The sequence below is a fragment of the Nocardioides marinisabuli genome, from assembly GCF_013466785.1.
Taxonomy (GTDB): Bacteria; Actinomycetota; Actinomycetes; order Propionibacteriales; family Nocardioidaceae; genus Nocardioides; species Nocardioides marinisabuli.
In genome coordinates this window covers 3,787,615-3,809,813 of record NZ_CP059163.1, presented here as the reverse complement: position 1 = coordinate 3,809,813, position 22,199 = coordinate 3,787,615, and the positions used below count along the sequence as shown (strand labels likewise).

The following is a 22,199-nucleotide window of genomic DNA, read 5'->3' as shown; positions in this document are numbered from 1 at the left end:
GGTCCTCACTCCCACTTGAAGGTGCGGGCGGTCAGCACGGTGCCCAGGGCCGCCCACCCCGCGAGCACCGCCAGGGGCAGGAGCGCCACCTGGCCGTCGATCAGGGCGCTGCGCATCCCGCCGCCCAGGGCGCCCGAGGGCAGCCAGCGCACCACCTCGCCGAACCCGCCGTACGCCGTCGCCGGCAGCACGACGGCCCCGCCGGCCATCAGCAGCAGGTAGACGAGGTTGGCGGCGGCCAGCGTCGCCTCGGCGCGCAGCACGCCGGCCACGAAGAGGCCCAGCGCGGCGAAGGCCGCGGTGCCGAGCGCCGCGGTCGCGAGCGCGCCCCCGAGCGCGGCGGGCGCGGCCTCGGGCGACCAGCCGAGCAGCAGCGCCACGCCGCCCACGACGACGAGCTGGAGCAGCTCGACGAGCAGCAGGGCGAGGACCTTGCCGGCCAGCAGGCCGGTGCGGGGCAGGGGAGAGGAGCCGAGACGCTTGATGACGCCGTAGCGACGCTCGAAGCCGGTCGCGATGGCCAGCGAGGTGAACGCCGTCGACATGACGGCCAGCGCCAGCACGCCGGGGGTGAAGACGTCCACCGGGCGGCCGTCGAGCTCGAGGCCGATCCGTTCGGAGCCGGCGACGGCGCCGACGAGCACGATCACCGGGATGACGACGGCCAGCAGCAGCTGCTCGCCGTTGCGCAGCATCAGCCGCGCCTCCATCCGTGCCTGGGCCAGCACCTGGCGGTGCAGCGGCGCGCCACCGGGCCTGGGGGTGAAGGTGCCGCTCGTAGGGGTGCTCACGACGGGTGCTCCTCGAGCTCGCGGCCGGTCAGCTGGAGGAAGACGTCCTCGAGGCTGCGGGTGCCGAGCGTCAGCGACTCGGGCAGGACCCCCTGCTCCTCGCACCAGCGCGAGACCCGCGCCAGGGTGGAGGCGTCGGCCGGGCCGGTGACGAGCAGGCTGAGCGAGTCGAGCAGGGTGACGCTGGTGCCGGGGCCGAGCGCCTCGGTGAGCGACTCGGGCGCACCCGGCGGGAACGGCCTCGTCACCACCAGGCGGATCGTCGAGACGCTGCCGCCGCGGGTCAGCTCCAGCGGTGAGCCGGAGGCGATGAGCCGGCCGTGGTCGATGATGTGGACGGTGTCGGCGAGCCGCTCGGCCTCGTCCATGTAGTGCGTGGTGAGCACGACGGTCACACCGTCGCCGCGCAGCTCCTCGAGCAGCTCCCACGTCGTGCGCCGGGCCTGAGGGTCCATGCCCGCGGTCGGCTCGTCGACGAAGACGATCTCGGGGCGGCCCACCAGCGCCATGGCCAGGCCGAGCCGCTGCTGCTGCCCGCCGGAGAGCCGGCGGTAGGGGGTGCGTCCGCACTCGGCGAGACCGAGCCGCTCGACGAGCAGGTCGTGGTCGACGGGGTGGGCGTGCAGCGCCGCGACGTGGCGCAGCATCTCCTCGGCCCGGACCCCGCTCCACGCGCCGCCGCCCTGCAGCATCACGCCGATGCGCGGCAGCAGCTCGCGCCGGTCGCGGACGGGGTCGAGGCCCAGCACCCGCACCCGGCCCTCCTGCGGTCGCCGGTAGCCCTCGCAGGTCTCCAGCGTGGTGGTCTTGCCGGCTCCGTTGGGGCCCAGCACCGCGGTGATCGAGCCGCGCGCGACCTGCATCGACAGCCCGTCGACGGCGGTCTTGTCGGCGTACCTCATCACCAGTCCGTCGATCGCCACTGCCGGGGCGTCGTCGGGGCGCGCGGCGTCGCGCGCGGGGGTCGGTGGCACCCCCGAAGTGTAGGGAGGCGACCGGAGCCCTCCGGGGCGGCCCTAGGCTGGCCGGCGTGAACGTGTGGCTCATGGCACTGGTGCTGGCGCTGACCGGGGTCGCCGTCGTGGCCACCGTGGTGATGGTGGTGCGCGACCAGTCGCCGCCCAGCGATCCCTACTTCCTGCTGCTCGGCGCGCTGGTGGTGGCGCTGCTGGTGCAGGTGGTCGTCGGGCTGGTCGCGCTGGCCCGCACCGACGCCGACGTCGCCGGGCCCACCTTCGTGGCCTACCTGCTCACCGCTCTGCTGGTGGTGCCCGTCGGCGCCGCGCTGGCGCTCGTGGAGCGCAGCCGCTGGGGCAACGTCGTGCTGCTGGTCGCGCTGATGACCGTGGCGGCCATGCAGGTGCGCCTCGACTCGCTGTGGACCGGCGCCGGTGCCTGAGTCCGCCTCGCACCTGGCCAGCGGGCCGGGCCGCGTGCTCGTCGCCGTGTACGGCGTCCTGGGCCTCGCCGCGACCGGGCGCTCGACCGTCCAGCTGCTCGGGCAGCCCGAGGAGGCCCCGCTGGCCTACTCGCTCTCGCTGCTGGCGGCCGTCATCTACCTGGTGGCCACCGCCAGCCTCCTGCGCAGCACGCCCCGCGCGCGCCTGGTGGGGCTGGTGGCCTGCTCGGTCGAGGCCGTCGGCGTGCTGGCCGTGGGGGTGCTGACCTACACGGCGCCCGACCTGTTCCCCGACAAGACCGTCTGGTCGCACTTCGGCCAGGGCTACGCCTTCCTGCCGCTGGTGCTGCCGTTCCTCGGTCTGGCCTGGTTGAGACGCACGTCACTGCCCGTGAGCGGGTAAGGCTGCCCTTGCTTGAACGGCTCCGAGCATTAACGGCACACTGATGTTGTGGAATTCAACCGGACGACCGACGAGCCGACGCGCCAGCGCGTCGCGCGCTCGATCCTGGTCGACGGCCCCTCCACCGCAGCGGCTCTCGCCGAGCGTCTCGACCTGACCCCGGCAGCCGTGCGCCGTCACCTCGACCAGCTGGTCGAGGAGGGCGCGGTGGAGCCCCGCGAGCACCGCACCGCCGGCGCCCGCGGACGGGGTCGTCCGGCCAAGGAGTTCGCGCTCACCGAGCGCGGGCGCGAGGGCTTCGACCAGCAGTACGACGACCTCGCGGTCCAGGCGCTGCGGTTCCTGGCCGAGACCGGGGGCGAGGACGCCGTGCGCGCCTTCGCCGACCGGCGGATGGCCTTCATCGAGGACCGCTTCGAGGCCACCGCGGCCGAGAACCCCGACCTGAGCAAGGCCGAGGTGCTGGCCCAGCTCTTCTCCGAGGAGGGGTACGCCGCCACGGTGCGCCAGCTGCCCGGGCACGGTCCCGGGGCGCTGAGCGCGGGGGAGCAGCTGTGCCAGCAGCACTGCCCGGTCTCCCACGTGGCCCACGAGTTCCCCCAGCTGTGCGAGGCCGAGACCGCGGCGATCAGCCGCGTCCTCGACCACCACGTGCAGCGACTGGCGACGATCGCCCACGGCGACGGCGTCTGCACCACCTGCATCCCCGACCTGCCGGCCACGAGCCGGCGCACCACCCGTCCCACGACCCGCAACGAGAAGGAGTCGGTCACCTCATGACCTCGATCGAAGAACTCAACCCCGAGCTCCAGGGCATCGGTCGCTACGAGTTCGGCTGGGCCGACTCCGACGACGCGGGCGCCAACGCCACCCGCGGCCTCAACGAGGCCGTCGTGCGCGACATCTCGGCCAAGAAGTCCGAGCCGCAGTGGATGCTCGACCTGCGCCTGAAGGGCCTGAAGCTCTTCGACCGCAAGCCCATGCCCACCTGGGGCTCGGACCTGTCGGGCATCGACTTCGACAACATCAAGTACTTCGTGCGCTCCTCGGAGAAGCAGGCCGCCACCTGGGACGACCTGCCCGAGGACATCAAGAACACCTACGACAAGCTCGGCATCCCCGAGGCCGAGAAGCAGCGCCTGGTCTCCGGCGTCGCGGCCCAGTACGAGTCGGAGGTCGTCTACCACTCGATCCGCGAGGACCTCGAGGAGCAGGGCGTGCTCTTCCTGGACACCGACACCGCGCTCAAGGAGCAGCCCGAGCTGTTCAAGGAGTACTTCGGCACCGTCATCCCCGTCGGTGACAACAAGTTCTCCGCGCTCAACACCTCGGTGTGGTCGGGCGGCTCGTTCATCTACGTGCCGCCGGGCGTGCACGTCGACATCCCGCTGCAGGCCTACTTCCGGATCAACACCGAGAACATGGGCCAGTTCGAGCGCACGCTGATCATCGTCGACGAGGGCGCCTACGTGCACTACGTCGAGGGCTGCACCGCCCCGATCTACTCCTCCGACTCGCTGCACTCCGCGGTCGTGGAGATCATCGTCAAGAAGGGCGGTCGCTGCCGCTACACGACCATCCAGAACTGGTCGAACAACGTCTACAACCTCGTCACCAAGCGCGCGACCTGCGAGGCCGGCGCGACCATGGAGTGGGTCGATGGCAACATCGGCTCCAAGGTGACGATGAAGTACCCCGCCATCTACCTGATGGGCGAGCACGCCAAGGGCGAGACCCTGTCCATCGCCTTCGCCGGCGAGGGCCAGCACCAGGACGCCGGCGCCAAGATGGTGCACGCCGCCCCGCACACCTCCAGCTCGATCCTGAGCAAGTCGGTGGCCCGCGGCGGTGGGCGCACGTCGTACCGCGGCCTGATCCAGGTCAACGAGGGTGCGCACGGCTCGAAGTCCAACGTGCTGTGCGACGCGCTGCTGGTCGACCAGATCAGCCGCTCCGACACCTACCCCTACGTCGACATCCGCGAGGACGACGTGTCGATGGGCCACGAGGCCAGCGTCTCGAAGGTCTCCGACGACCAGCTCTTCTACCTCATGTCGCGCGGCATGGAGGAGGACGAGGCGATGGCGATGATCGTGCGCGGCTTCGTCGAGCCGATCGCCAAGGAGCTGCCGATGGAGTACGCCCTCGAGCTCAACCGCCTCATCGAGCTGCAGATGGAGGGCGCGGTCGGCTGAGCGCCGCCGTCGTCCTCGCCCACCACCGCACCAAGAAAGCAATCACTGACTGTGACCGTGACTGATGCCGCCCGCGAGAGCGTGGCCTCCGCCCTCGAGGTCGACCGGGTGAACTCGCACCTGAACCCGCCGCCCTCCTACGACCTGGCCGACCACCCGGTGCCCACCGGGCGCGAGGAGGTGTGGCGCTTCACGCCGCTCAAGCGGCTGCGTGGCCTCCTCGACGGCGAGGCCTCCTCGTCGTCGCTGACCTGGACCACCGAGATCCCGGCGGGGGTGACCCTCAGCGAGACCGACGCCGCCTCGGCGCGCCAGCTCGGTGAGCTGGCGCCCAACGACCGGCCCTCGGCGCTCGCCGTGGCCAACGCGGCCTCGGCGCTGCTGCTCGACGTGCCCGCCGACCTCGAGGTCGAGGAGCCGGTCGTGCTGCGCCTGCACGGCGAGTCCGTCGACGACGTCGTCTGGGGCCACCACGTGCTGCGCTTCGGCGCCCACAGCAAGGCCACGGTCGTGCTGGTGCACACCGGTTCCGCCCGCTACAGCGCGACCACCTCGGTGATCGTCGGCGACGGCGCCCAGGTCAACGTGCTGACCCTGCAGGACTGGGACGACGACGCGGTGCACCTGGGCCGCGACGCCATCCGGGTCGGGCGGGACGCCTCGGTGCGCCACACCTCGATCAGCTTCGGCGGCGACCTGGTGCGCCTGCACGCCAACGTCGAGTACGACGGTCCCGGCGGCGAGGCCGAGCTCCTCGGCCTGTACTTCGCCGACGAGGGCCAGCACCTCGAGCACCGGCTCTTCGCCGACCACACTGCTCCCAAGACCAAGTCGAACGTCCTCTACAAGGGCGCGCTGCAGGGCCAGGGAGCCCACACGGTCTGGATCGGCAACGTGCTGATCCGCCCCGTCGCCGAGGGGATCGAGACCTACGAGGAGAACCGCAACCTGGTGCTCACCGACGGCTGCCAGGCCGACTCGGTGCCCAACCTCGAGATCGAGACCGGCGAGATCGAGGGTGCCGGGCACGCCTCGGCCACCGCGCGCTTCGACGACGAGCAGCTGTTCTACCTGCGCAGCCGCGGCGTCTCCGACGAGGAGGCACGCCGCCTCGTCCTGCACGGCTTCTTCAACGACCTGATCCGCAAGGTGGGGGTGCCGTTCCTCGAGGAGCAGATCACCGCCACCGTGGAGGAGGAGCTCGCGAAGAACGTGCTCAAGGGCTACCGGCCGGCCACCGCATGAGCCTCCAGCGCGCCTGCCGGCTCGACGAGGTGCCCGCCGACGAGGGCCTCGCCGTGACGGTCGACGACGTCGCCGTGGTCGTGGCCCGCGACGGTGACGACGTGCACGCCCTGCAGGACCTCTGCTCGCACGCGGCCGTCGCCCTCAGCGAGGGCGAGGTCGCCGGCGGGGTCATCGAGTGCTGGCTGCACGGCTCGTGCTTCGACCTGCGCACCGGCAAGCCCACCGGCCTCCCGGCCACCGAGCCGGTCTCGACCTTCCCCGTGGAGGTCCGTGACGGCGACGTGTACGTCGACGTGGCCAGCACGCTCAACGGCGTGACCCCCTCCTGAGACTTCTCCACCCAGAAAGAGAGACACACACATGAGCACCCTCGAGATCAAGGACCTCAAGGTCTCCGTCAGCACCGACGACGGCCCCAAGGAGATCCTCAAGGGCGTCACGCTGACCATCAAGGACGGCGAGACGCACGCGATCATGGGGCCCAACGGCTCCGGCAAGTCGACGCTGGCCTACTCGATCGCCGGCCACCCCAAGTACGACGTCACCGGCGGCACCGTGACCCTCGACGGCGAGGACGTGCTGGCCATGTCGGTCGACGAGCGCGCCCGCGCCGGCCTCTTCCTGGCGATGCAGTACCCCGTCGAGGTCCCCGGCGTCTCGGTGTCGAACTTCATGCGCACCGCCAAGACCGCCGTGGACGGCGAGGCCCCCAAGCTGCGCACCTGGGTCAAGGACGTCAACGCCGCGATGTCGCGGATGAACCTCGACGCCAGCTTCACCCAGCGCTCGGTCAACGAGGGCTTCTCCGGTGGTGAGAAGAAGCGCCACGAGATCGCCCAGCTCGAGCTGCTCGACCCGAAGGTCGCGATCCTCGACGAGACCGACTCCGGGCTCGACATCGACGCGCTGAAGGTCGTCTCCGACGGCGTCAACCGCTTCCGCGGGGGCGAGGGCAAGGGTGTCCTGCTGATCACCCACTACACCCGCATCCTGCGCTACATCGAGCCCGACTACGTGCACGTCTTCGTCGACGGCAAGGTCGCCGAGCAGGGCGGGCCCGAGCTCGCCGAGCAGCTCGAGGCCGAGGGCTACGACAAGTACCTGCCCGCCAAGGTCTGAGCACCTCACCGGACCCCGCAGCACCCCACGACCAGCCCACGACCAGCCCACGACCAGCACCGACCGAAGGAGAGAGCGATGGACGGCCTCCTGCCCGACCTCGAGGTGATCCGCAAGGACTTCCCGATCCTCGAGCGCACCCTCGCCGACGGTCGGCCGCTGGTCTACCTGGACTCGGCGAACACCTCGCAGAAGCCGCAGTGCGTCATCGACGCGATGGTCGACCACCTCGAGCACCACAACGCCAACGTCGCGCGCGCCATGCACCAGCTCGGCGCGGAGTCGTCGGAGGCGTTCGAGGCCGGGCGCGACAAGGTGGCGGCCTTCATCGGGGCGCCGAGCCGCGACGAGGTGATCTTCACCAAGAACGCCACCGAGGCGCTCAACCTGGCCGCCAACACGCTGCTGTGGGCCGGCCCGCGGCAGGTCGGGCCGGGCGACGTCGTCGTCACGACCGAGATGGAGCACCACTCCAACATCGTGCCGTGGCAGATGCTCACCGAGCGCACCGGCGCCGAGCTGCGCTGGTTCACCTTCACCGACGAGGGCCACCTCGACCTCTCGCAGGTCGACGAGCTGATCACCGAGCGCACCAAGGTCGTCACGTTGACCTGGGTGTCCAACATGCTCGGCACGATCAACCCGATCGCCCAGATCGCGCGGCGTGCCCACGAGGTGGGTGCGCTGGTCGTGGTCGACGCCTCGCAGGCGGCCCCGCAGCTGCCGATCGACCTCGCGGCGATGCCCGAGGAGGAGCGGCCCGACCTGATGGTCTTCACCGGCCACAAGGTCGTGGGGCCCACCGGCATCGGCGTCCTGTGGGGCCGGCGCGAGGTGCTCGAGGAGCTGCCGCCGTTCCTGGGTGGCGGCGAGATGATCGAGACCGTGCGGATGGAGGGGTCGACGTACGCCGGCATCCCGCACAAGTTCGAGGCCGGTACGCCGCCGATCGTCGAGGCCGTGGGCCTCGGCGCCGCCGTCGACTACCTCGCGGCGGTCGGCATGGAGGCCGTGCACGCCCACGAGCAGGCGATCACCCGCTACGCCCTCGAGGGCATGCAGAGTGTCAAGGGGCTGCGCGTCCTGGGGCCGCTCGACGCCACCCAGCGCGGGGGAGCGGTCTCGTTCGAGATCGAGGGGCTGCACCCGCACGACGTCTCGCAGGTCCTCGACGTGCGCGGTGTCGCGGTGCGGGCCGGTCACCACTGCGCCCGCCCGGCGCACGCCCGCTTCGGCGTGCAGAGCTCCACGCGGATGTCGTCGTACCTCTACACGACGCCCGCCGAGATCGACGCGCTGGTCGAGGCCCTGAACTACACCCGTTCGTACTTCAAGCTGGACTGAGGGGAGGAGCACCATGAGCGCCGAGCTCGACTCGCTGTACCAGGAGATCATCCTGGACCACTACAAGAACCCGCACCACAAGGGCCTGCGTGAGCCCTTCGAGGCCGAGGTCCACCACGTGAACCCGACCTGCGGTGACGAGATCACCCTGCGGGTCCACCTCGCCGACGGCGTCGTGCAGGACGTGTCCTACGACTCCGTGGGCTGCTCGATCTCGCAGGCCTCCACCTCGGTGATGGCCGATCTCGTGATCGGCAAGCCGGTCGGCGAGGCGATGAGCATCCACGAGGAGTTCCTGACCCTGATGCAGGGCAAGGGCACCGTGGAGCCCGACGAGGAGGTGCTCGAGGACGGCATCGCCTTCGCGGGCGTCGCCAAGTTCCCTGCGCGCGTGAAGTGCGCGCTACTGTCGTGGATGGCCTGGAAGGACGCCACCGCCCGATCTCTGGAGGAATCCCGTGGCTGAGACCACTGCACCTGACACTTCGACCGTCGACCAGAGCGTCGACCACGGCGACCTGCCCGAGGTCCCGCAGGCCGGCACCGGCCCGACCGGCACCGCCGCCCCCGGCGCCTCGGTGAGCATCGAGGACGTCGAGGAGGCGATGAAGGACGTCGTCGACCCCGAGCTCGGCATCAACGTCGTCGACCTCGGCCTGGTCTACGGGCTGCACGTCGACGAGGACACCAACCTCGTCGTCGACATGACGCTGACCTCCGCGGCCTGCCCGCTGACCGACGTCATCACCGACCAGACCGAGCAGGCGCTCGAGGGTCTGGTCAACGACGTGGCCATCAACTGGGTCTGGATGCCGCCGTGGGGCCCCGACAAGATCACCCCCGACGGCCGCGAGCAGCTGCGCGCCCTGGGCTTCAACGTCTGAGACCTCCTCAGACGTAGGCTGGGTCCATGACCGACCCGAGCACCGACACGACCGGCTCCGCCCTCACCGGGCGCGGGCCGGTCGAGTCGTTCTGGGACCTGGCCCGCTTCCACGCCAAGATGAACACCGCACCGTCGTACTTCGGCCCGACGACGCTGGAGATGGTGCCGCCGCCGGCGTGGGCGTTCGGTGCCACCAAGCAGGAGGCCGACGAGCTGCTGGCGCTGGTGCTGGCCGGCACCAAGACGGCCACCGCGAGCTCGCACGCCGACTACGAGCTCGAGGACGAGCCGCTGCCGCAGCCCGGCACCCTGGGCATCGTGCTCGACGGCGACGGGCACCCGCGTGCGCTGGTCGAGACGACCGACGTGCGCGTGGTGGCCTTCGACCAGGTCGACGCCGAGCACGCCCACCTCGAGGGCGAGGGCGACCGGTCGCTGGAGCACTGGCGCGCCGCCCACGAGCGGTTCTTCGCCGAGCACGCCGCCCACGGGTTCGACCCGCAGATGCTGCTCGTCCTCGAGCGCTTCCGGGTCGTCTACGCCGGCGACTGAAAGGGTCCAGGGTCCCTTGACCCCGGCTGCCGCGAGGAGTCTGCTGGGAGGTCCACACGTGGTCCGAGCAGGGAGGCAGCATGAGCGGCAAGGTGATGCACTTCGAGATCCCGTTCGACGACGGGGACCGGGCGCGGGGCTTCTACGAGAAGGTCTTCGGGTGGCAGATGATGCCGATCCCGGAGATGGACTACACGATGGTGTCCACGGGCCCCAGCGACCCGGAGACCGGGCCGACGGAGCCGGGCTTCATCAACGGCGGCATGTTCCAGCGCAGCGACGAGTTCCCGGGCAAGGGCCCCGGCATCGTCATCGACGTGGCCAGCGTCGACGAGGCGCTGCGCGCGGCCGAGGAGGCCGGCGGCACGAAGGTCACCGACCGGACCCCCGTGGGCGACATGGGGTTCACCGGCTACTTCACCGACACCGAGGGCAACCTCGTCGGGGTCTGGGAGAGCGCCTGACCCGATGAGCGGCGTCAAGCAGGTCCAGGTGACCTCCGACTGCGCGGAGCCCGAGCGGCGCGGCAGCGCGTCCGCCTGCGAGGACCCCGACGGGACCGGCCCCCGGCTGTTCTTCCAGCGGGTGCCGGAGGGCAAGGAGGTCAAGAACCGGCTGCACCTCGACGTGCGGGTGCACCTGGTCCGGGCCGACGGGTACGACGAGTCGTGCCTGGTGATGCGTGACATCGAGGGCAACGAGTTCTGCCTCGACTGAGGCCGTGCCCACCGCCCGCTACCGAGACCGGGTCGAGGAGGAGGTCGCCGTGGATCTCTCACCGGGGCGTCGCAGCGACGCCGAGCGTCGCTGGGAGCACATCGCGCGCGCTCGTCTCGACCTCGCCGACCTGCTCGAGGCCCTGGAGCCGGAGGAGTGGGAGGCGCAGTCGTTGTGCTCGCAGTGGCGGGTGCGGGAGGTCGCCGGCCACGTCGCGATGACCCCGGCGGGCGAGCCGACCACGTGGGCGGTGGTCACCGGGCTGGTGCGCGCGCGGGGCCACCTGTGGAGCTTCGGGCGCGACGTGGCGATCGCCTGGTCGCGGCGGCCCACCCAGGAGATCGTCGACGTGCTGCGCGCCACGGCGGGGTCGCGGGCGATGCCGTCGCGGACGAACGCCGAGAACCTGCTGCTCGACGCTCTCGTGCACAGCCAGGACATCGCCGTGCCGCTCGGCATCGACCACCCGGTCCCGCCCAACGCCGGCGCCGACGCGCTGCTGCGCGCCTGGCGGATGGGGTGGCCGTTCTGGGCCCGCAGACGGTTGTCGAAGGTGAGCCTGGCGGCGACCGACGCGCCGGTCGTGCTCGGGTCGGGTCCACGGGTCGAGGGCGACCTGGCCACCCTGCTCCTGCTCACGACGGGCCGCTACGCCGCGGCGCTCCCGCGGCTCGAGGGCCCGGGCCTGCACCGCATCGTGCACCTCGACGCCTGAGGCGGCGCGGGTGGCGCCTCAGCGGCCCTCGGGGGTGCAGAGGCACGCGCGGTTGCCGTCGGCGTCCTCCACGACCCAGTAGGCCGGCGCCGCGCTGTCGCTGACCAGCCGGCCGCCGGCGTCGAGGACCGCCTGGAGCCTCCGGGGCGCCTCGTCGTGGGGGACCCACACGTCGAGGTGCCAGCGCTGCTCGAAGGACTGCGCGGGCAGCGCGTGCTCCTCGTCGCCCTCCTCCGGGGTCTGCCACCACACCGTGGGGGCCTGCCCGGTGGGGTCGACCGGCTCGCCGTCGACGACCTCGCTGCCCAGCAGGGCGGCGTAGAAGGGCGCGAGCGGCGCGCCGTCGGCGGTGTCGAGGCCGAGCTCGACCTGGGTGAGGCCGCGGAGGTCGGCCTCGACCCCGAGCTCCGCTGCGTCAGCGCTGATCGTGCGCGCCAGGTCGACGTCGCGCACCGTCAGGCCGCCGACGTCGTGGCTGACGAGGGTCACGACGACGTCGGTGTAGGTCAGGGTCACGTCGGGGTGGTGGTCGGCGGCCTCGGCAGCCTCACCGATCCTGTTGACCAGCGCCAGGCCGGTCGCGAAGTCGCCGGTGCGGAAGCGCGCCTTGAGCCGTCCCAGGACCTGCCGCCAGTGCGCCAGGTCGGCCTCGCGCACCTCGGTCGCCGTCCACCGTCGTCGCCGCTCGTCCATGCTCCTCACCCGTCCCCTCGTCGGTCGCTGGTCCCGATGGTGCACCTCCACGGCGGCGCGCGCACCCCCTCGAGCACTCACAGGAGGCTGCCAGGTGGGTCGCAGCCGGCTCGTCGGTTGGCGCGGCAACCTCTGGTTCACCAACACCTGCTGAACGACGTAAGGACTCCACGTGAACGCCCTCTACCTCTCCCTGGCCGACCTGGCCGCGATCGGCGTGCTCTGCTTCGCGGTCTACTACCCCCGCCACCGCCGCCGGGACCTGCTGGTGGCCTTCCTCGGCGTCAACGTCGGTGTCCTGGCCGTCACCACGGCCCTGGTCAACAGCGACGCCACGCTGGGGCTGGGCCTGGGGCTGTTCGGGGTGCTGTCGATCATCCGGCTCCGCTCCCTCGAGCTCGGCCAGCACGAGGTGGCCTACTACTTCGCAGCCCTCGCCCTGGGTCTCCTCGGCGGCCTGGGCTCGCTCGACCTGCCCCTCACGCTGCTGCTGATGGCCTGCCTGGTGGCCGTGATCGCCGCGGCCGACAGCCCGCAGCTCTTCGCCCGCGACCAGCAGCAGCTGGTGCTGCTCGACGGGGCCTACACCGACGAGGCGACCCTGCGCGCAGTCCTCGGCAGCACCGTGGGCGGCGAGGTGCGCAAGGTCGCGGTCCACAAGGTCGACCTGGTCAACGACACCACCCTGGTCGACGTGCGCTGGAGCAGCGTGCGGCCCGCCACCGACCAGGGGCGGTCCGAGGCGACGCTGGGCCGGACGGCGGTGGACGCATGACCGCCACCATCGAGCCCCTCGCGACACTGGGCGACCCGCTGGCGCGCATCGACCTGCTCGCCGCGACGTCGCTGGAGGAGCTGGCCCAGGACGCCGCCCTGATGACGCGCACCGACCGCAAGTACGTCGTGCCCGCAGCCTCGCTGCCCGACCTCCTGGTGGCGCTCGAGGCGCTCGACCCCGGTCTGCGGGTGCTCGAGATCGAGGGACGCCGGCGCCACCGCTACGACTCGACGTACCTCGACACCCCCGAGCTGGAGGCCTACTGGCGGGCGGCACGTGGCCGTCGGCACCGGTTCAAGATCCGCGCCCGCCACTACCTCGACACCGGGGTGGCCTTCACCGAGGTCAAGACCCGCGGGGCGAGGGGCGCGACGGTGAAGGCACGCGTGCCCCGCGACGTCGCCCCGGTCGCGGGCGCCCACCCTGCGCTCTCGCGCCACGACGGCGCCTTCGTCGGCGCCGAGCTCGACGGCGCCGGCCTCGAGCACGTCGACGTGGCCACGCTGCGCCCGACCCTGCGCACCACCTACGTGCGCACCACGCTCTGGCTCCCGGGCTCCGGCTCACGGGTCACCATCGACGTCGACCTCGCCTGGTCGCTGCCCGAGGGCGCCGGCACGGCGCGGGTAGCGGGCCTGGCGGTCGTGGAGACCAAGTCGCCGGGCGCCCGGAGCGGCGTCGACCGGACGCTGTGGACCCAGGGGCACCGTCCCGAGCGGATCTCCAAGTACGCGACCGGCCTGGCGCTGCTGCACCCCGGCCTGCCCGCCCACCGGTGGCACCGGGTCAGCACCCGCCACCTCCAGCCCCACCTCACCTACAGCCACGGACAGGAGTCCGCATGAGACCCACGACCCCCTTCACCCGCGCCGTACGACGCCGCGGCGCCGCCACCCTGGCGGCGTTGGCCTTGGGCGTCGGCGCACTGAGCGCCTGCAGCGTCACCAGTGCCGCGACCTCCGCCACCAGCGCCGAGGGCAGCGTCTGGGACTCCACCAGCGTGCACGAGGTCGAGCTCGACATCGACGAGGACGAGTACGCCGAGATGCTGGCGACCTACCAGGAGAGCAGCGAGAAGGAGTGGCTCACCGCCGACGTGACGATCGACGGCCAGACCTTCAGCGACGCCGGGATCCGTCTCAAGGGCAACAGCTCGCTGCGCGGGGTCGACGCCGACGCCGACGCGGTCGACCTGCCGTGGCTCATCGACCTCGACAAGTTCGTCGACGGCCAGAGCCTCGACGGCTGGGAGCGCTTCGTCGTCCGCTCGAACACCAGCGAGACCGCGCTCAACGAGGCGGTCGCGCTCGAGCTGCTTGAGGAGGCAGGCCTGGCCAGCGAGGAGGCCGCCAGCATCAGCTTCTCGGCCAACGACAGCGAGTCGAGCCTGCGGCTGATGGTGCAGGACCTCGACGACCGGTGGGACGAGGCCACCTTCGGGACCGACGGCACGCTCTACAAGGCCGAGGCAGGTGGGGACTACTCCTACCGCGGTGACGACGCCGCCGCCTACGAGGACGTCTTCGACATCGAGGCCGGCACCGAGGACTACGCGCCGCTCACCGAGTTCCTGCAGTGGCTCGAGGAGTCCTCCGACGAGGAGTTCGCCGAGGGGCTGGCCGAGCGTCTCGACGTCGACGCCTTCGCGACGTACCTGGCCTTCGAGGACCTGGTGGGCAACTTCGACGACATCGCCGGCCCCGGCAACAACTCGTTCCTGCGCTGGGACGCCGAGGCCGGGCAGATGACCGTCGTCGCGTGGGACCACAACCTCGCCTTCGGCCAGACCAACGGGGGCGGCGGTGCCGGCGGGGTCGGTGGCGGCCGTGGCGGCGGCGTACCGGGCGAGCTGCCCGAGGGCGCCGAGCTGCCGGACGGCGCCGAGCTGCCGGAAGGCGCCGAGCTGCCCGAGGGCGCCGGTCCGCCCCTGGGTGGGGAGCGTCCGGAGGGCCTCGTGGCTCCGGCCGACGGCGAGCGCCCCGAGGGCGGCCCGGGTGGTGGCGAGGGAGGCATGGGTTCCAACATCCTCTCGGAGCGCTTCCTGGCCGACGACGGGTTCGCCGCCCTGTACGACGCCGCTGTCGAGGACCTGCAGGCCGAGCTCTTCGACGACGGCTCCGCCCAGGAGGTCCTCGACGCCTGGACGGAGGTGCTGACCGCCCAGGCCGGCGACCTGGTCGACAGCTCCACCGTCGAGACCGAGGCCGAGGCGATCGCGTCGTACTTCGACGGGCACGCGGTCGACGAGACCGACGACGGCCCCGTGGTGGGTGGCTGAACGTCCTTCGGGGTGGCGGTGCGTCGGCAACCGACCTGCTGAGGCAGGAGGTGGCCGGCGCACCGCCGGTCGTCGCGAGGATCGCCAGGACGTGAAGGTTCCTCGTCGGGCATCCCCGTCCGAGGACCTTGCGCCTCCGACTGGGTGCGCCCACGCCCCGCGGGCCGGTCTGTGCCCTGCGGTCCCTACGCACTCGCAATGCCGAAGTGCGCAAGCGGTGTGGGCGGTGGCCCAGCAACCATTCGCGTCCTGGATCCGGTTGCTGATGCACCGCTGACCTTGCCGGACGAGGGCCAGCGGTGAGCCGGCAACCGATCCAGCTGTCAGAACAGTTGCAGACGCACCGCCCGGTATCGCCGAGCCGCGTGCGCGCGAGGATGCACGCTTCCCCGTTGCGAGATCGGTGGGCTCAGCCTGCCGGAGCGGCTCCGGAAGCAGCAGCGTCACGGATCGAGTCCGTCCGTCCCGAGGTGGTCACGAGCACACATCCGTGCAGGTCAGGTGGGGTGTGTCGGGACTGTCGGTGCCGAGTGCTTGGGTGAAGGCATGAGCAGCGCGGCCCCGGTGAGCGACATGGTGGAGGAGCAGATCCTCGACCGGGCGGCGGCGTGCGCGCGGGCGCAGCAGCGGGCTGGGGTGGAGCTGTTGGTGCTGGCCTACGAGTGGGCGATTGCGCACCCTAAGCAGCGGCTCAGCTCCCGTGCGGCGGTCAAGGCGGGCCGGGAGCAGGCGCGTGCCTACGGCGGGGACGGCACCCCGGAGGTCACCGAGTTCGCGGCCGCGACGTTCGGTGCCGCGATCGGACGGACCACCTATGCGGGGCGGCGGTTGATGGCCGCGGCGCTCGATCTGCGGCTCCGCCTGCCGTTGCTGTGGTCACGGGTGCAGGCCCTGGAGGTCCGCGACTCCTACGCCATCCACGTGGCCGACAAGACCCGTCACCTGTCGAAGGCCGAGGCGGCCTGGGTCGACGGCGAGGTCGCCGAGTCCGCGGACGGCCGGCTCCCGTGGAGCAGGTTCGCGGCACTGGTCGAGGGCAAGGTCGCCGCGGCGGCGCCGGCGCGGGCCCGCGAGGCCGAGGAACGCCGCGCCAGAGCTCGCTTCGCCAAGCGGATCGGGACCAGCGAGAACGGGATGGCCAGCTTCCTCATCCGCGCCCCGCTCCCGGTCATCGAGGCCCTCGACGGCGCGGTCACCGAGCTCGCGCGCCGCCTGCGCGCCACCCAGCCCGACGAGACCGGGGACGACCCGGACAGTTCCGGGAGCGTGGATGACCTGCGGGTGCACGCGGTGGCGCTGCTGGCCGACCCGGCCGCGGCCGCACGGGCCGGGGAGGCCGGTGTGGACCTGCGCGACCTGATGCCCGACGTGACCCTGTTCGTGCACCTGCACGGCGGCGGTACCGCGGCCGGTGGGTGCGACGTCAACGCCGAGGGCGAGGAGCTGGACCGGGTCGCGCGCGTGGAGGGCCACGGCCCGGTCACCGAGTCCTGGCTGCGCGGGGTGCTGGGGCGCTTCGCGCGGTTCGTGGTGCGCCCCGTCATCGACCTGGCCGACCAGAGCCCGGTCGATGCCTACGAGATCCCGGCCCGACACCGCCGCGCGGTGCAGCTGATGACCCCGGCCGACTGCTTCCCCTGGGGCGCCTGCACCAGCCGCACCATGCAGACCGACCACACCGACCCCCATGCACGCGGCGGGCCCAGCCAGGTCGGCAACTACGGCCCACTCACCCCGACCCACCACCGGGTCAAGACCCACGGCGACTGGCAGGTCCGACAACCCTTCCCCGGCATCTACCTGTGGCGCGACGCCCACGACCACACCTACCTCGTCGACCACACCGGCACCCGCACCCTGACCCCACCCGGCCCACCACCACCCCCACCCAGCCGACCCCGCTCGACCTTCGAGATCTACCAGCCCGACTGGACCCTCGACATCGACTACGCCGCCTGAGCAGTGGCACGTGAGGGATACGGTCGAGCCATGCCCGAGGTCCTCGTCCCCGCCGCCCGCGTCGAGCGGTGGATCCACAACTTCGAGGCGCGCCACGGGGACACCACCCTGACGGTCGTCGAGGGTGCCCTGACCGGCCTCGCGGCCGACGGGTCCAGCTTCACCGCGCGCCTCCCGCTCGCCACGGCGTACGACGCCGCGCCCGACGCGGCGGGTCTGGCGCGGGCGGCGGAGACGGCTGCCCCCGACGACTGGGGGGTGCTGCTGGTGCGCAAGGGCGGCTTCGCCGTCGCCCGGATGAGCGGCACGACCATGGGGGAGTCGAAGACCGGGCAGCGCCACGTGCAGGGCCGCACCAAGGCCGGAGGCCAGAGCCAGCAGCGGTTCGCGCGACGCCGCGACAACCAGGCGCGACAGGCCTACGAGGCCGCCGCCGACCACGCCGCCCGCATCCTCGAGGGCCTGCGGGGCCCGCTCGTGGTCGGCGGCGACCGCGGCGCCGTCGACGAGGTGTTCGCCGACCGGCGGCTGGCCGGGCTCAGCCCGGTCGACCCCTGGCTCGCCCTGCCCGACCCGCGCCGCAGCGTGCTCGAGCAGGGCGTCGCCGACGCGCTCTCGGTGCGGGTCGACGTGCACAACGCCTGAGGCACAGCCCGCCCGGGGCCGCCGATCGGGTCTATGGTCGACAGGTGCGCCCCGACGTCATCGAGGTCCGTCAGCTGGTCAAGACGTTCGGGCGCGCACGCGCCCTCGACGGCCTCGACCTGCAGGTCAGTGCCGGGGAGGTGCACGGCTTCCTCGGCCCCAACGGCTCGGGCAAGTCGACCACCATCCGGGTGCTCCTGGGGCTGCTGCGCGCCGACGCGGGCCACCTGCGCCTCCTGGGCGGCGACCCCTGGCGCGACGCCGCCGCGCTGCACCGGCGGCTGGCCTACGTGCCGGGCGACGTCGCGCTGTGGCCCACGCTGACCGGGGGAGAGGCGATCGACCTGCTCGGGCGCCTGCGCGGCGGCCTCGACGTACGCCGGCGCGACGAGCTCGTGGAGCGCTTCGCCCTCGACCCGACCAAGAAGGCGCGCTCCTACTCCAAGGGCAACCGGCAGAAGGTGGCCCTGGTCGCCGCGCTGGCCGCCGACGTCGAGCTGCTCCTGCTCGACGAGCCCACCTCCGGCCTCGACCCGCTGATGGAGGCCCAGTTCCGTGACTGCGTGGCCGACTTCCGCGACGGCGGGGGGAGCGTGCTGCTCTCCAGCCACGTCCTCGGCGAGGTCGAGCAGATGTGCGACCGCGTCAGCATCATCAACGAGGGGCGTCTCGTCGAGACCGGCACCCTGGCCCAGATGCGTCACCTGAGCCGCACCGCGGTCGCTGCCCAGCTCCGCGGCCCCGTCGCCGGCCTCGACGCCCTCGAGGGCGTCCACGACCTGGTCGTCGACGGCGACCGGGTGACCTTCGAGGCCGACCCCGACGCGCTCGAGCCAGCCCTGCGGCTGCTCCTCGACGCCGGCGTCGAGGCCCTGACGACCCAGCCGCCGACGCTCGAGCAGCTCTTCCTGCGCCACTACGGGGACCGGGTGTGAGCACCGACGGCCCCTTCACCGGCACCTGGGTCCTGTGGACCCAGGCCCTGCGGCGCGACCGCTGGCTCGTGCTCGGCTGGGGCGTGGCGCTCGCCGTCCTCTACTGGGCCCAGGCCTGGTCGGTCGACCGGCTCTACACCAGCGAGGGCGAGCTGGCCCGGATGGCCGCGGCGATGGAGCGCAACGACGCGATGATCGCCCTCGCCGGCCCGGCGCGCGCCCTCGACACCGTCGGCGGGCAGGTCACCTGGCAGGCCACCGCGTTCGGTGCGGTGCTGCTCGGTCTCGTCGTCATGGTCGTCGTCACCCGCCACACCCGCGCCGAGGAGGAGTCCGGCCACGACGACCTCGTGCGCTCCGGCGTCGTGGGCCGCTTCGCACCTCCGGCGGCCGCGGTGCTCACCTCGGTCGTCCTCTGCCTCGTCTCCGGGGCGCTGGTCACCCTGTCGCTGGTGACCTACCCGCTCGCGGTGGCCGACTCGGTCGCGCTCGGCGTGGGCCTGGCGCTGTGCGGGCTCTGCTTCACCGGCACCACCCTGGTCGCGGCCCAGCTCGTGGCCAGCACCCGCGCGGCGCGCGGCATCGCCGGGGCGGTCGTGGCGGTGGCGTACGCGCTGCGGGCCGTGGGCGACGTCTCGGTGCCGGCGCTGTCGTGGCTGACCCCGATCGGCTGGTACCAGGCCATGCACGCCTTCTCGGGCCTGCGCTGGTGGCCCGCGCTGCTGCTGGTCGCCGCCGCCGGGATCAACCTGGCGCTCGCCGCGGCGCTCCTGCTGCGCCGCGACATCGGTGCCGGCCTCGTGGCCAGCCGTCCCGGCCCGCCGCGCGCCGGCCGGGCCCTCAGCGGCCCGGTCGGCCTCGCGTGGCGCCTGCAGCGCGCCGGCGTCGTCGGCTGGACCGTGGGCGTGGGCCTGACCGGTGTCGCGTACGGCGCCCTGGGCACCTCGGTGGAGGACCTGGTCGGGGACTCCGACCTGGGCCGCGACCTGATGGCGCAGGGCGGGCTCGACCTCGTCGACGGGTTCTTCGCCACGATGCTGGTGATGATGGCGCTGCTGGCCACCGGCTTCGCCACCTCCTCGACCCTGCGACCACGCGGCGAGGAGGAGTCGGGGCTCGCCGAGCTGGTGCTCGCCACCCCGCTGGGGCGGGGCCGCTGGCTGCTGTCGTGGACCCTCGTGACGCTGCTCGGCACGGCGCTGGTCATGGTCGTCGGAGGGCTCGGCCTGGGGCTGGGCTACGCCTTCGTCAGCGCCGACGCCGGCCAGGTCGTCGCGTTCGTCGGGCCGCAGCTGCAGTACGCCCCCGGGGTGCTGCTCCTGGCGGCGCTGGCCCGGCTGGTGCACGGGGTGGCCCCGCGCCGTACCGCCCTGGCCTGGGGGCCGCTGGTGGTGGCCGTGGTGGTGATGTTCTTCGGCGAGCTGCTCGGGCTGCCGCGCTGGGTGCGGTGGTTCTCGCCGTTCGACCACCTGCCGCTGGTCCCGGCCGAGGACCCGTCGCTGGGCGCGGCGGCGGTGGTGGTGGCGCTGGCGCTCGCGCTCGGCGCGTCGGGCCAGTTGGCCTTCCAGCGCCGCGACATCGGCTAGCGTCGCGTCCGTGGCCCCGACGTGGCAGCCCGACCCGGACTGGCATCCGCTCCCTGGTGGGGCCGGCATGTCCACGATCGGGGTCTGGCGCACCAGCCTGGGCGAGCAGCCCGTGGCGGTGAAGCGCCTGGCCGCCCCCGGCGAGCACGACCCCGCCGAGCTGTCCGACCCCCACCACTTCGCCTACTGGCGCCGCGCCGCCGACGTGGTGACCTCGGGCGTGCTCGCCCGCACCCGGGGGCTGCGGCCCCCGGTGCGCTCCTTCGTCGAGGAGGACGTCGAGGGCATCACCCTCACCGAGGACTGGGTCGAGGACGCCGCCGTGAACGGGCTCTTCGCCGCCCACGCCCTGGGCCGCTTCGCCGGCACCCCGGTCCCCGACGTCGGGTGGCTCGCGCGCGACCAGCTGCGCGACCGGTTGCGTCGTACGGCGCACCGGGGCGGGTGGCCGACCCTGGCGCGCACCACCGTCGCCGACGTCGCCGAGCACCTGTGGACCCGGCGATCGGCGTTCCTCGACCGCGTCGACGCCCTGCCGCAGGTGCTCCAGCACGGCGACCCGACCCCGGGCAACCTCCCGGGGCGCGAGGGTGACGACGTGGTGGCCATCGACTGGTCCTGCCTGGGCACCGCCGCCGTCGGCGCGGACCTGGGCTACTACCTGCTCGCCGCCCGCGAGGACTTCGAGCCGCTGCTCGACGCCTACCTGCTCGGCCTGCCCGACGGGGCGGCCACCGCCGACCAGGTCGCGCTCGGGGCCCGGGTCACCGCCGTCTACACCGCGCTCAGCCGCGCCGAGTGGGCCTTGTCGCGGGTCGCCGGGGGAGAGGGCGCGCTGGCCGGCAAGTTCCGCCACCCCGCCGTCGCTCCCCACCTGCGGGCGCTCCAGCGCCAGTTCCCCCTGATCGAGGCGCTCCTCGACGGTTGAGCCGAGCTCAGAGGGAGCGGGCGGCGAAGGTGTCGCAGTCGGTGAGGTCGCCGCCGTCGAAGCCGACGCGGAACCAGCGCTGGCGCTGCGCGGCGGAGCCGTGGGTCCACGACTCCTCGTCGACCTGGCCCTGGGTCTGCTGCTGGATGCGGTCGTCGCCGACGCTGGCGGCGGCCTCGAGCGCGAGCGTGATGTCCTGGTCGGTGAGCTCGCTGAAGAGCGCGGTGCCCGAGGAGTCCTCGGTGGCCGTGGCGCCGCGCGCCCACATGCCGGCGTAGCAGTCGGCCTGCAGCTCCAGGCGCACCGCGTCGGAGGAGGCGCCCTGCTGGGTGCGGACCCGGCCCATCGTGCCCAGCACGTTCTGGACGTGGTGGCCGTACTCGTGGGCCAGCACGTAAGCCTCGACGAAACCGCCGTCGGGCCCGCCGAGCTGGCGCTCGAGCACCTCGTCGAAGAAGCCGCTGTCGAGGTAGATCGTGTCGTCGGCGGGGCAGTAGAACGGGCCGACGGCCGAGCTCGCGGCCCCGCAGCCGGTGCCGACCTGGCCCGAGAAGGTCACCAGCGAGTCGGCGGGCCGGAAGTCGGAGCCGAGCGTGTCGCCCCAGTAGTCGTACAGGCTGTTCTCGACCGCGACCCGGGCGCAGTCGGTCGACTCGTTGGCGTCCTCACCGGTCTCGCAGGCGGCGTACCGGTCGGTGTCCTCGAAGCGCGAGGCGTCGAGGCTGCCGCCCGAGGGGTCGAGGCCGGAGCCGCCGCCCATCAGCTGGGTGACGACGAAGAAGCCGACGGCGATGATGACCGCCACCACGCCGCCGCCACCGGCCACGCCGCCGGGGATCGGCAGCGACGAGCCGCCGCGCCTCCCCGAGGACGGGAGGCCGCCGCGCGAGCGGCCGCCGCCGCTGCTGCGACCCACGTCACGCGTGCGTCGGGTGTCGAGGCGGGCCTTGGGGTTGAACCTCACGTCGTGCCTCCTGGGCGGCCTGCGCCGCGGTGGCGGCGAATCGGTGGCTGAGGCTACCGACTCC

General features: G+C 72.7%; 26 protein-coding genes. 22 read left to right on the top strand and 4 right to left on the bottom strand.

What is annotated here, in order from left to right; all coding sequences use genetic code 11:
- Positions 1-5: 5 nt before the first annotated feature.
- Together H0S66_RS18355 and H0S66_RS18350 are read right to left on the bottom strand one after the other, a co-directional pair.
- Positions 6-791 (bottom strand): ABC transporter permease, encoded by a 786-nt coding sequence (locus tag H0S66_RS18355; protein WP_258016983.1) that lies wholly within the window; start codon positions 789-791, stop codon positions 6-8.
- Positions 788-1,765: an ABC transporter ATP-binding protein gene (locus tag H0S66_RS18350; RefSeq protein WP_258016982.1), complete on the bottom strand. Its 978-nt coding sequence runs from the start codon at positions 1,763-1,765 to the stop codon at positions 788-790. The genes H0S66_RS18355 and H0S66_RS18350 overlap by 4 nt, the downstream gene beginning before the upstream one ends.
- A gap of 56 nt (positions 1,766-1,821) precedes the next feature.
- On the opposite strand from H0S66_RS18350, the gene H0S66_RS18345 reads away from it, so the two are divergent.
- From H0S66_RS18345 to H0S66_RS18280, 14 genes are all read left to right on the top strand, one after another.
- The gene (locus tag H0S66_RS18345) at positions 1,822-2,190 is read left to right on the top strand and encodes a hypothetical protein (protein ID WP_179616643.1); all 369 of its coding nucleotides are present in this window, start codon (positions 1,822-1,824) and stop codon (positions 2,188-2,190) included.
- On the top strand, positions 2,183-2,593 hold the full coding sequence (locus H0S66_RS18340) for a hypothetical protein (RefSeq protein ID WP_179616642.1): 411 nt from the start codon (positions 2,183-2,185) through the stop codon (positions 2,591-2,593). Before H0S66_RS18345 ends, H0S66_RS18340 begins: the two co-directional genes overlap by 8 nt.
- 48 nt (positions 2,594-2,641) lie before the next feature.
- Positions 2,642-3,373, top strand: coding sequence for a helix-turn-helix transcriptional regulator (locus H0S66_RS18335; RefSeq protein ID WP_179616641.1), 732 nt, complete (start codon positions 2,642-2,644; stop codon positions 3,371-3,373).
- Positions 3,370-4,788, top strand: a complete 1,419-nt coding sequence (sufB, locus tag H0S66_RS18330) for a Fe-S cluster assembly protein SufB (RefSeq protein WP_179616640.1) — start codon at positions 3,370-3,372, stop codon at positions 4,786-4,788. The genes H0S66_RS18335 and sufB overlap by 4 nt, the downstream gene beginning before the upstream one ends.
- 51 nt (positions 4,789-4,839) lie before the next feature.
- Positions 4,840-6,033 (top strand): Fe-S cluster assembly protein SufD, encoded by a 1,194-nt coding sequence (gene sufD / locus H0S66_RS18325; protein ID WP_179616639.1) that lies wholly within the window; start codon positions 4,840-4,842, stop codon positions 6,031-6,033.
- Positions 6,030-6,365 carry a non-heme iron oxygenase ferredoxin subunit gene (locus H0S66_RS18320; RefSeq protein WP_179616638.1) on the top strand — a complete coding sequence of 112 codons (336 nt, stop codon included), beginning with the start codon at positions 6,030-6,032 and terminating at the stop codon, positions 6,363-6,365. The genes sufD and H0S66_RS18320 overlap by 4 nt, the downstream gene beginning before the upstream one ends.
- 31 nt (positions 6,366-6,396) lie before the next feature.
- Positions 6,397-7,155 carry a Fe-S cluster assembly ATPase SufC gene (sufC, locus tag H0S66_RS18315; RefSeq protein WP_179616637.1) on the top strand — a complete coding sequence of 253 codons (759 nt, stop codon included), beginning with the start codon at positions 6,397-6,399 and terminating at the stop codon, positions 7,153-7,155.
- Positions 7,156-7,233: 78 nt separating this feature from the next.
- On the top strand, positions 7,234-8,499 hold the full coding sequence (locus H0S66_RS18310; RefSeq protein WP_179616636.1) for an aminotransferase class V-fold PLP-dependent enzyme: 1,266 nt from the start codon (positions 7,234-7,236) through the stop codon (positions 8,497-8,499).
- A 13-nt stretch (positions 8,500-8,512) separates the two neighbouring features.
- Positions 8,513-8,965, top strand: coding sequence for a Fe-S cluster assembly sulfur transfer protein SufU (sufU, locus tag H0S66_RS18305; RefSeq protein ID WP_179616635.1), 453 nt, complete (start codon positions 8,513-8,515; stop codon positions 8,963-8,965).
- A gap of 52 nt (positions 8,966-9,017) precedes the next feature.
- Positions 9,018-9,383: a metal-sulfur cluster assembly factor gene (locus tag H0S66_RS18300; RefSeq protein WP_218877274.1), complete on the top strand. Its 366-nt coding sequence runs from the start codon at positions 9,018-9,020 to the stop codon at positions 9,381-9,383.
- Positions 9,384-9,409: 26 nt separating this feature from the next.
- Positions 9,410-9,937, top strand: a complete 528-nt coding sequence (locus H0S66_RS18295; protein ID WP_179616633.1) for an ASCH domain-containing protein — start codon at positions 9,410-9,412, stop codon at positions 9,935-9,937.
- 80 nt (positions 9,938-10,017) lie between these two features.
- Positions 10,018-10,401, top strand: a complete 384-nt coding sequence (locus H0S66_RS18290) for a VOC family protein (protein ID WP_179616632.1) — start codon at positions 10,018-10,020, stop codon at positions 10,399-10,401.
- 4 nt (positions 10,402-10,405) lie between these two features.
- Positions 10,406-10,654, top strand: a complete 249-nt coding sequence (locus H0S66_RS18285) for a VOC family protein (RefSeq protein ID WP_179616631.1) — start codon at positions 10,406-10,408, stop codon at positions 10,652-10,654.
- Positions 10,655-10,658: 4 nt separating this feature from the next.
- Positions 10,659-11,369: a maleylpyruvate isomerase family mycothiol-dependent enzyme gene (locus tag H0S66_RS18280; protein ID WP_218876369.1), complete on the top strand. Its 711-nt coding sequence runs from the start codon at positions 10,659-10,661 to the stop codon at positions 11,367-11,369.
- Between the two features lie 18 nt (positions 11,370-11,387).
- On the opposite strand, the gene H0S66_RS18275 is transcribed toward H0S66_RS18280, so the two are convergent.
- A complete protein-coding gene (locus H0S66_RS18275) occupies positions 11,388-12,062 on the bottom strand; it encodes a 4a-hydroxytetrahydrobiopterin dehydratase (protein WP_179617523.1) in 675 nt (224 codons plus the stop codon).
- A gap of 172 nt (positions 12,063-12,234) precedes the next feature.
- Here H0S66_RS18275 and H0S66_RS18270 point away from each other — a divergent pair, with 172 nt between their 5' ends.
- From H0S66_RS18270 to H0S66_RS18235, 8 genes are all read left to right on the top strand, one after another.
- Positions 12,235-12,837 (top strand): DUF4956 domain-containing protein, encoded by a 603-nt coding sequence (locus tag H0S66_RS18270; RefSeq protein WP_179616630.1) that lies wholly within the window; start codon positions 12,235-12,237, stop codon positions 12,835-12,837.
- Positions 12,834-13,685 carry a polyphosphate polymerase domain-containing protein gene (locus H0S66_RS18265; protein WP_179616629.1) on the top strand — a complete coding sequence of 284 codons (852 nt, stop codon included), beginning with the start codon at positions 12,834-12,836 and terminating at the stop codon, positions 13,683-13,685. Before H0S66_RS18270 ends, H0S66_RS18265 begins: the two co-directional genes overlap by 4 nt.
- Positions 13,682-15,118: a CotH kinase family protein gene (locus H0S66_RS18260; RefSeq protein ID WP_179616628.1), complete on the top strand. Its 1,437-nt coding sequence runs from the start codon at positions 13,682-13,684 to the stop codon at positions 15,116-15,118. Before H0S66_RS18265 ends, H0S66_RS18260 begins: the two co-directional genes overlap by 4 nt.
- Before the next feature lie 546 nt (positions 15,119-15,664).
- Entirely contained in the window at positions 15,665-17,077 is a 1,413-nt protein-coding gene (locus H0S66_RS18255; RefSeq protein WP_179616627.1) for an HNH endonuclease signature motif containing protein, read from the top strand.
- A gap of 30 nt (positions 17,078-17,107) precedes the next feature.
- Entirely contained in the window at positions 17,108-17,722 is a 615-nt protein-coding gene (locus H0S66_RS18250) for an acVLRF1 family peptidyl-tRNA hydrolase (protein ID WP_179616626.1), read from the top strand.
- A gap of 44 nt (positions 17,723-17,766) precedes the next feature.
- Positions 17,767-18,657 carry an ABC transporter ATP-binding protein gene (locus H0S66_RS18245; protein ID WP_179616625.1) on the top strand — a complete coding sequence of 297 codons (891 nt, stop codon included), beginning with the start codon at positions 17,767-17,769 and terminating at the stop codon, positions 18,655-18,657.
- Complete coding sequence (locus H0S66_RS18240; RefSeq protein WP_179616624.1) at positions 18,654-20,243, top strand: ABC transporter permease; 1,590 nt, start codon at positions 18,654-18,656, stop codon at positions 20,241-20,243. The genes H0S66_RS18245 and H0S66_RS18240 overlap by 4 nt, the downstream gene beginning before the upstream one ends.
- A 67-nt stretch (positions 20,244-20,310) precedes the next feature.
- On the top strand, positions 20,311-21,171 hold the full coding sequence (locus H0S66_RS18235) for a phosphotransferase (RefSeq protein WP_179616623.1): 861 nt from the start codon (positions 20,311-20,313) through the stop codon (positions 21,169-21,171).
- Between the two features lie 7 nt (positions 21,172-21,178).
- On the opposite strand, the gene ypfJ is transcribed toward H0S66_RS18235, so the two are convergent.
- On the bottom strand, positions 21,179-22,135 hold the full coding sequence (gene ypfJ / locus H0S66_RS18230; RefSeq protein WP_179616622.1) for a KPN_02809 family neutral zinc metallopeptidase: 957 nt from the start codon (positions 22,133-22,135) through the stop codon (positions 21,179-21,181).
- Between the last annotated feature and the right edge of the window lie 64 nt (positions 22,136-22,199).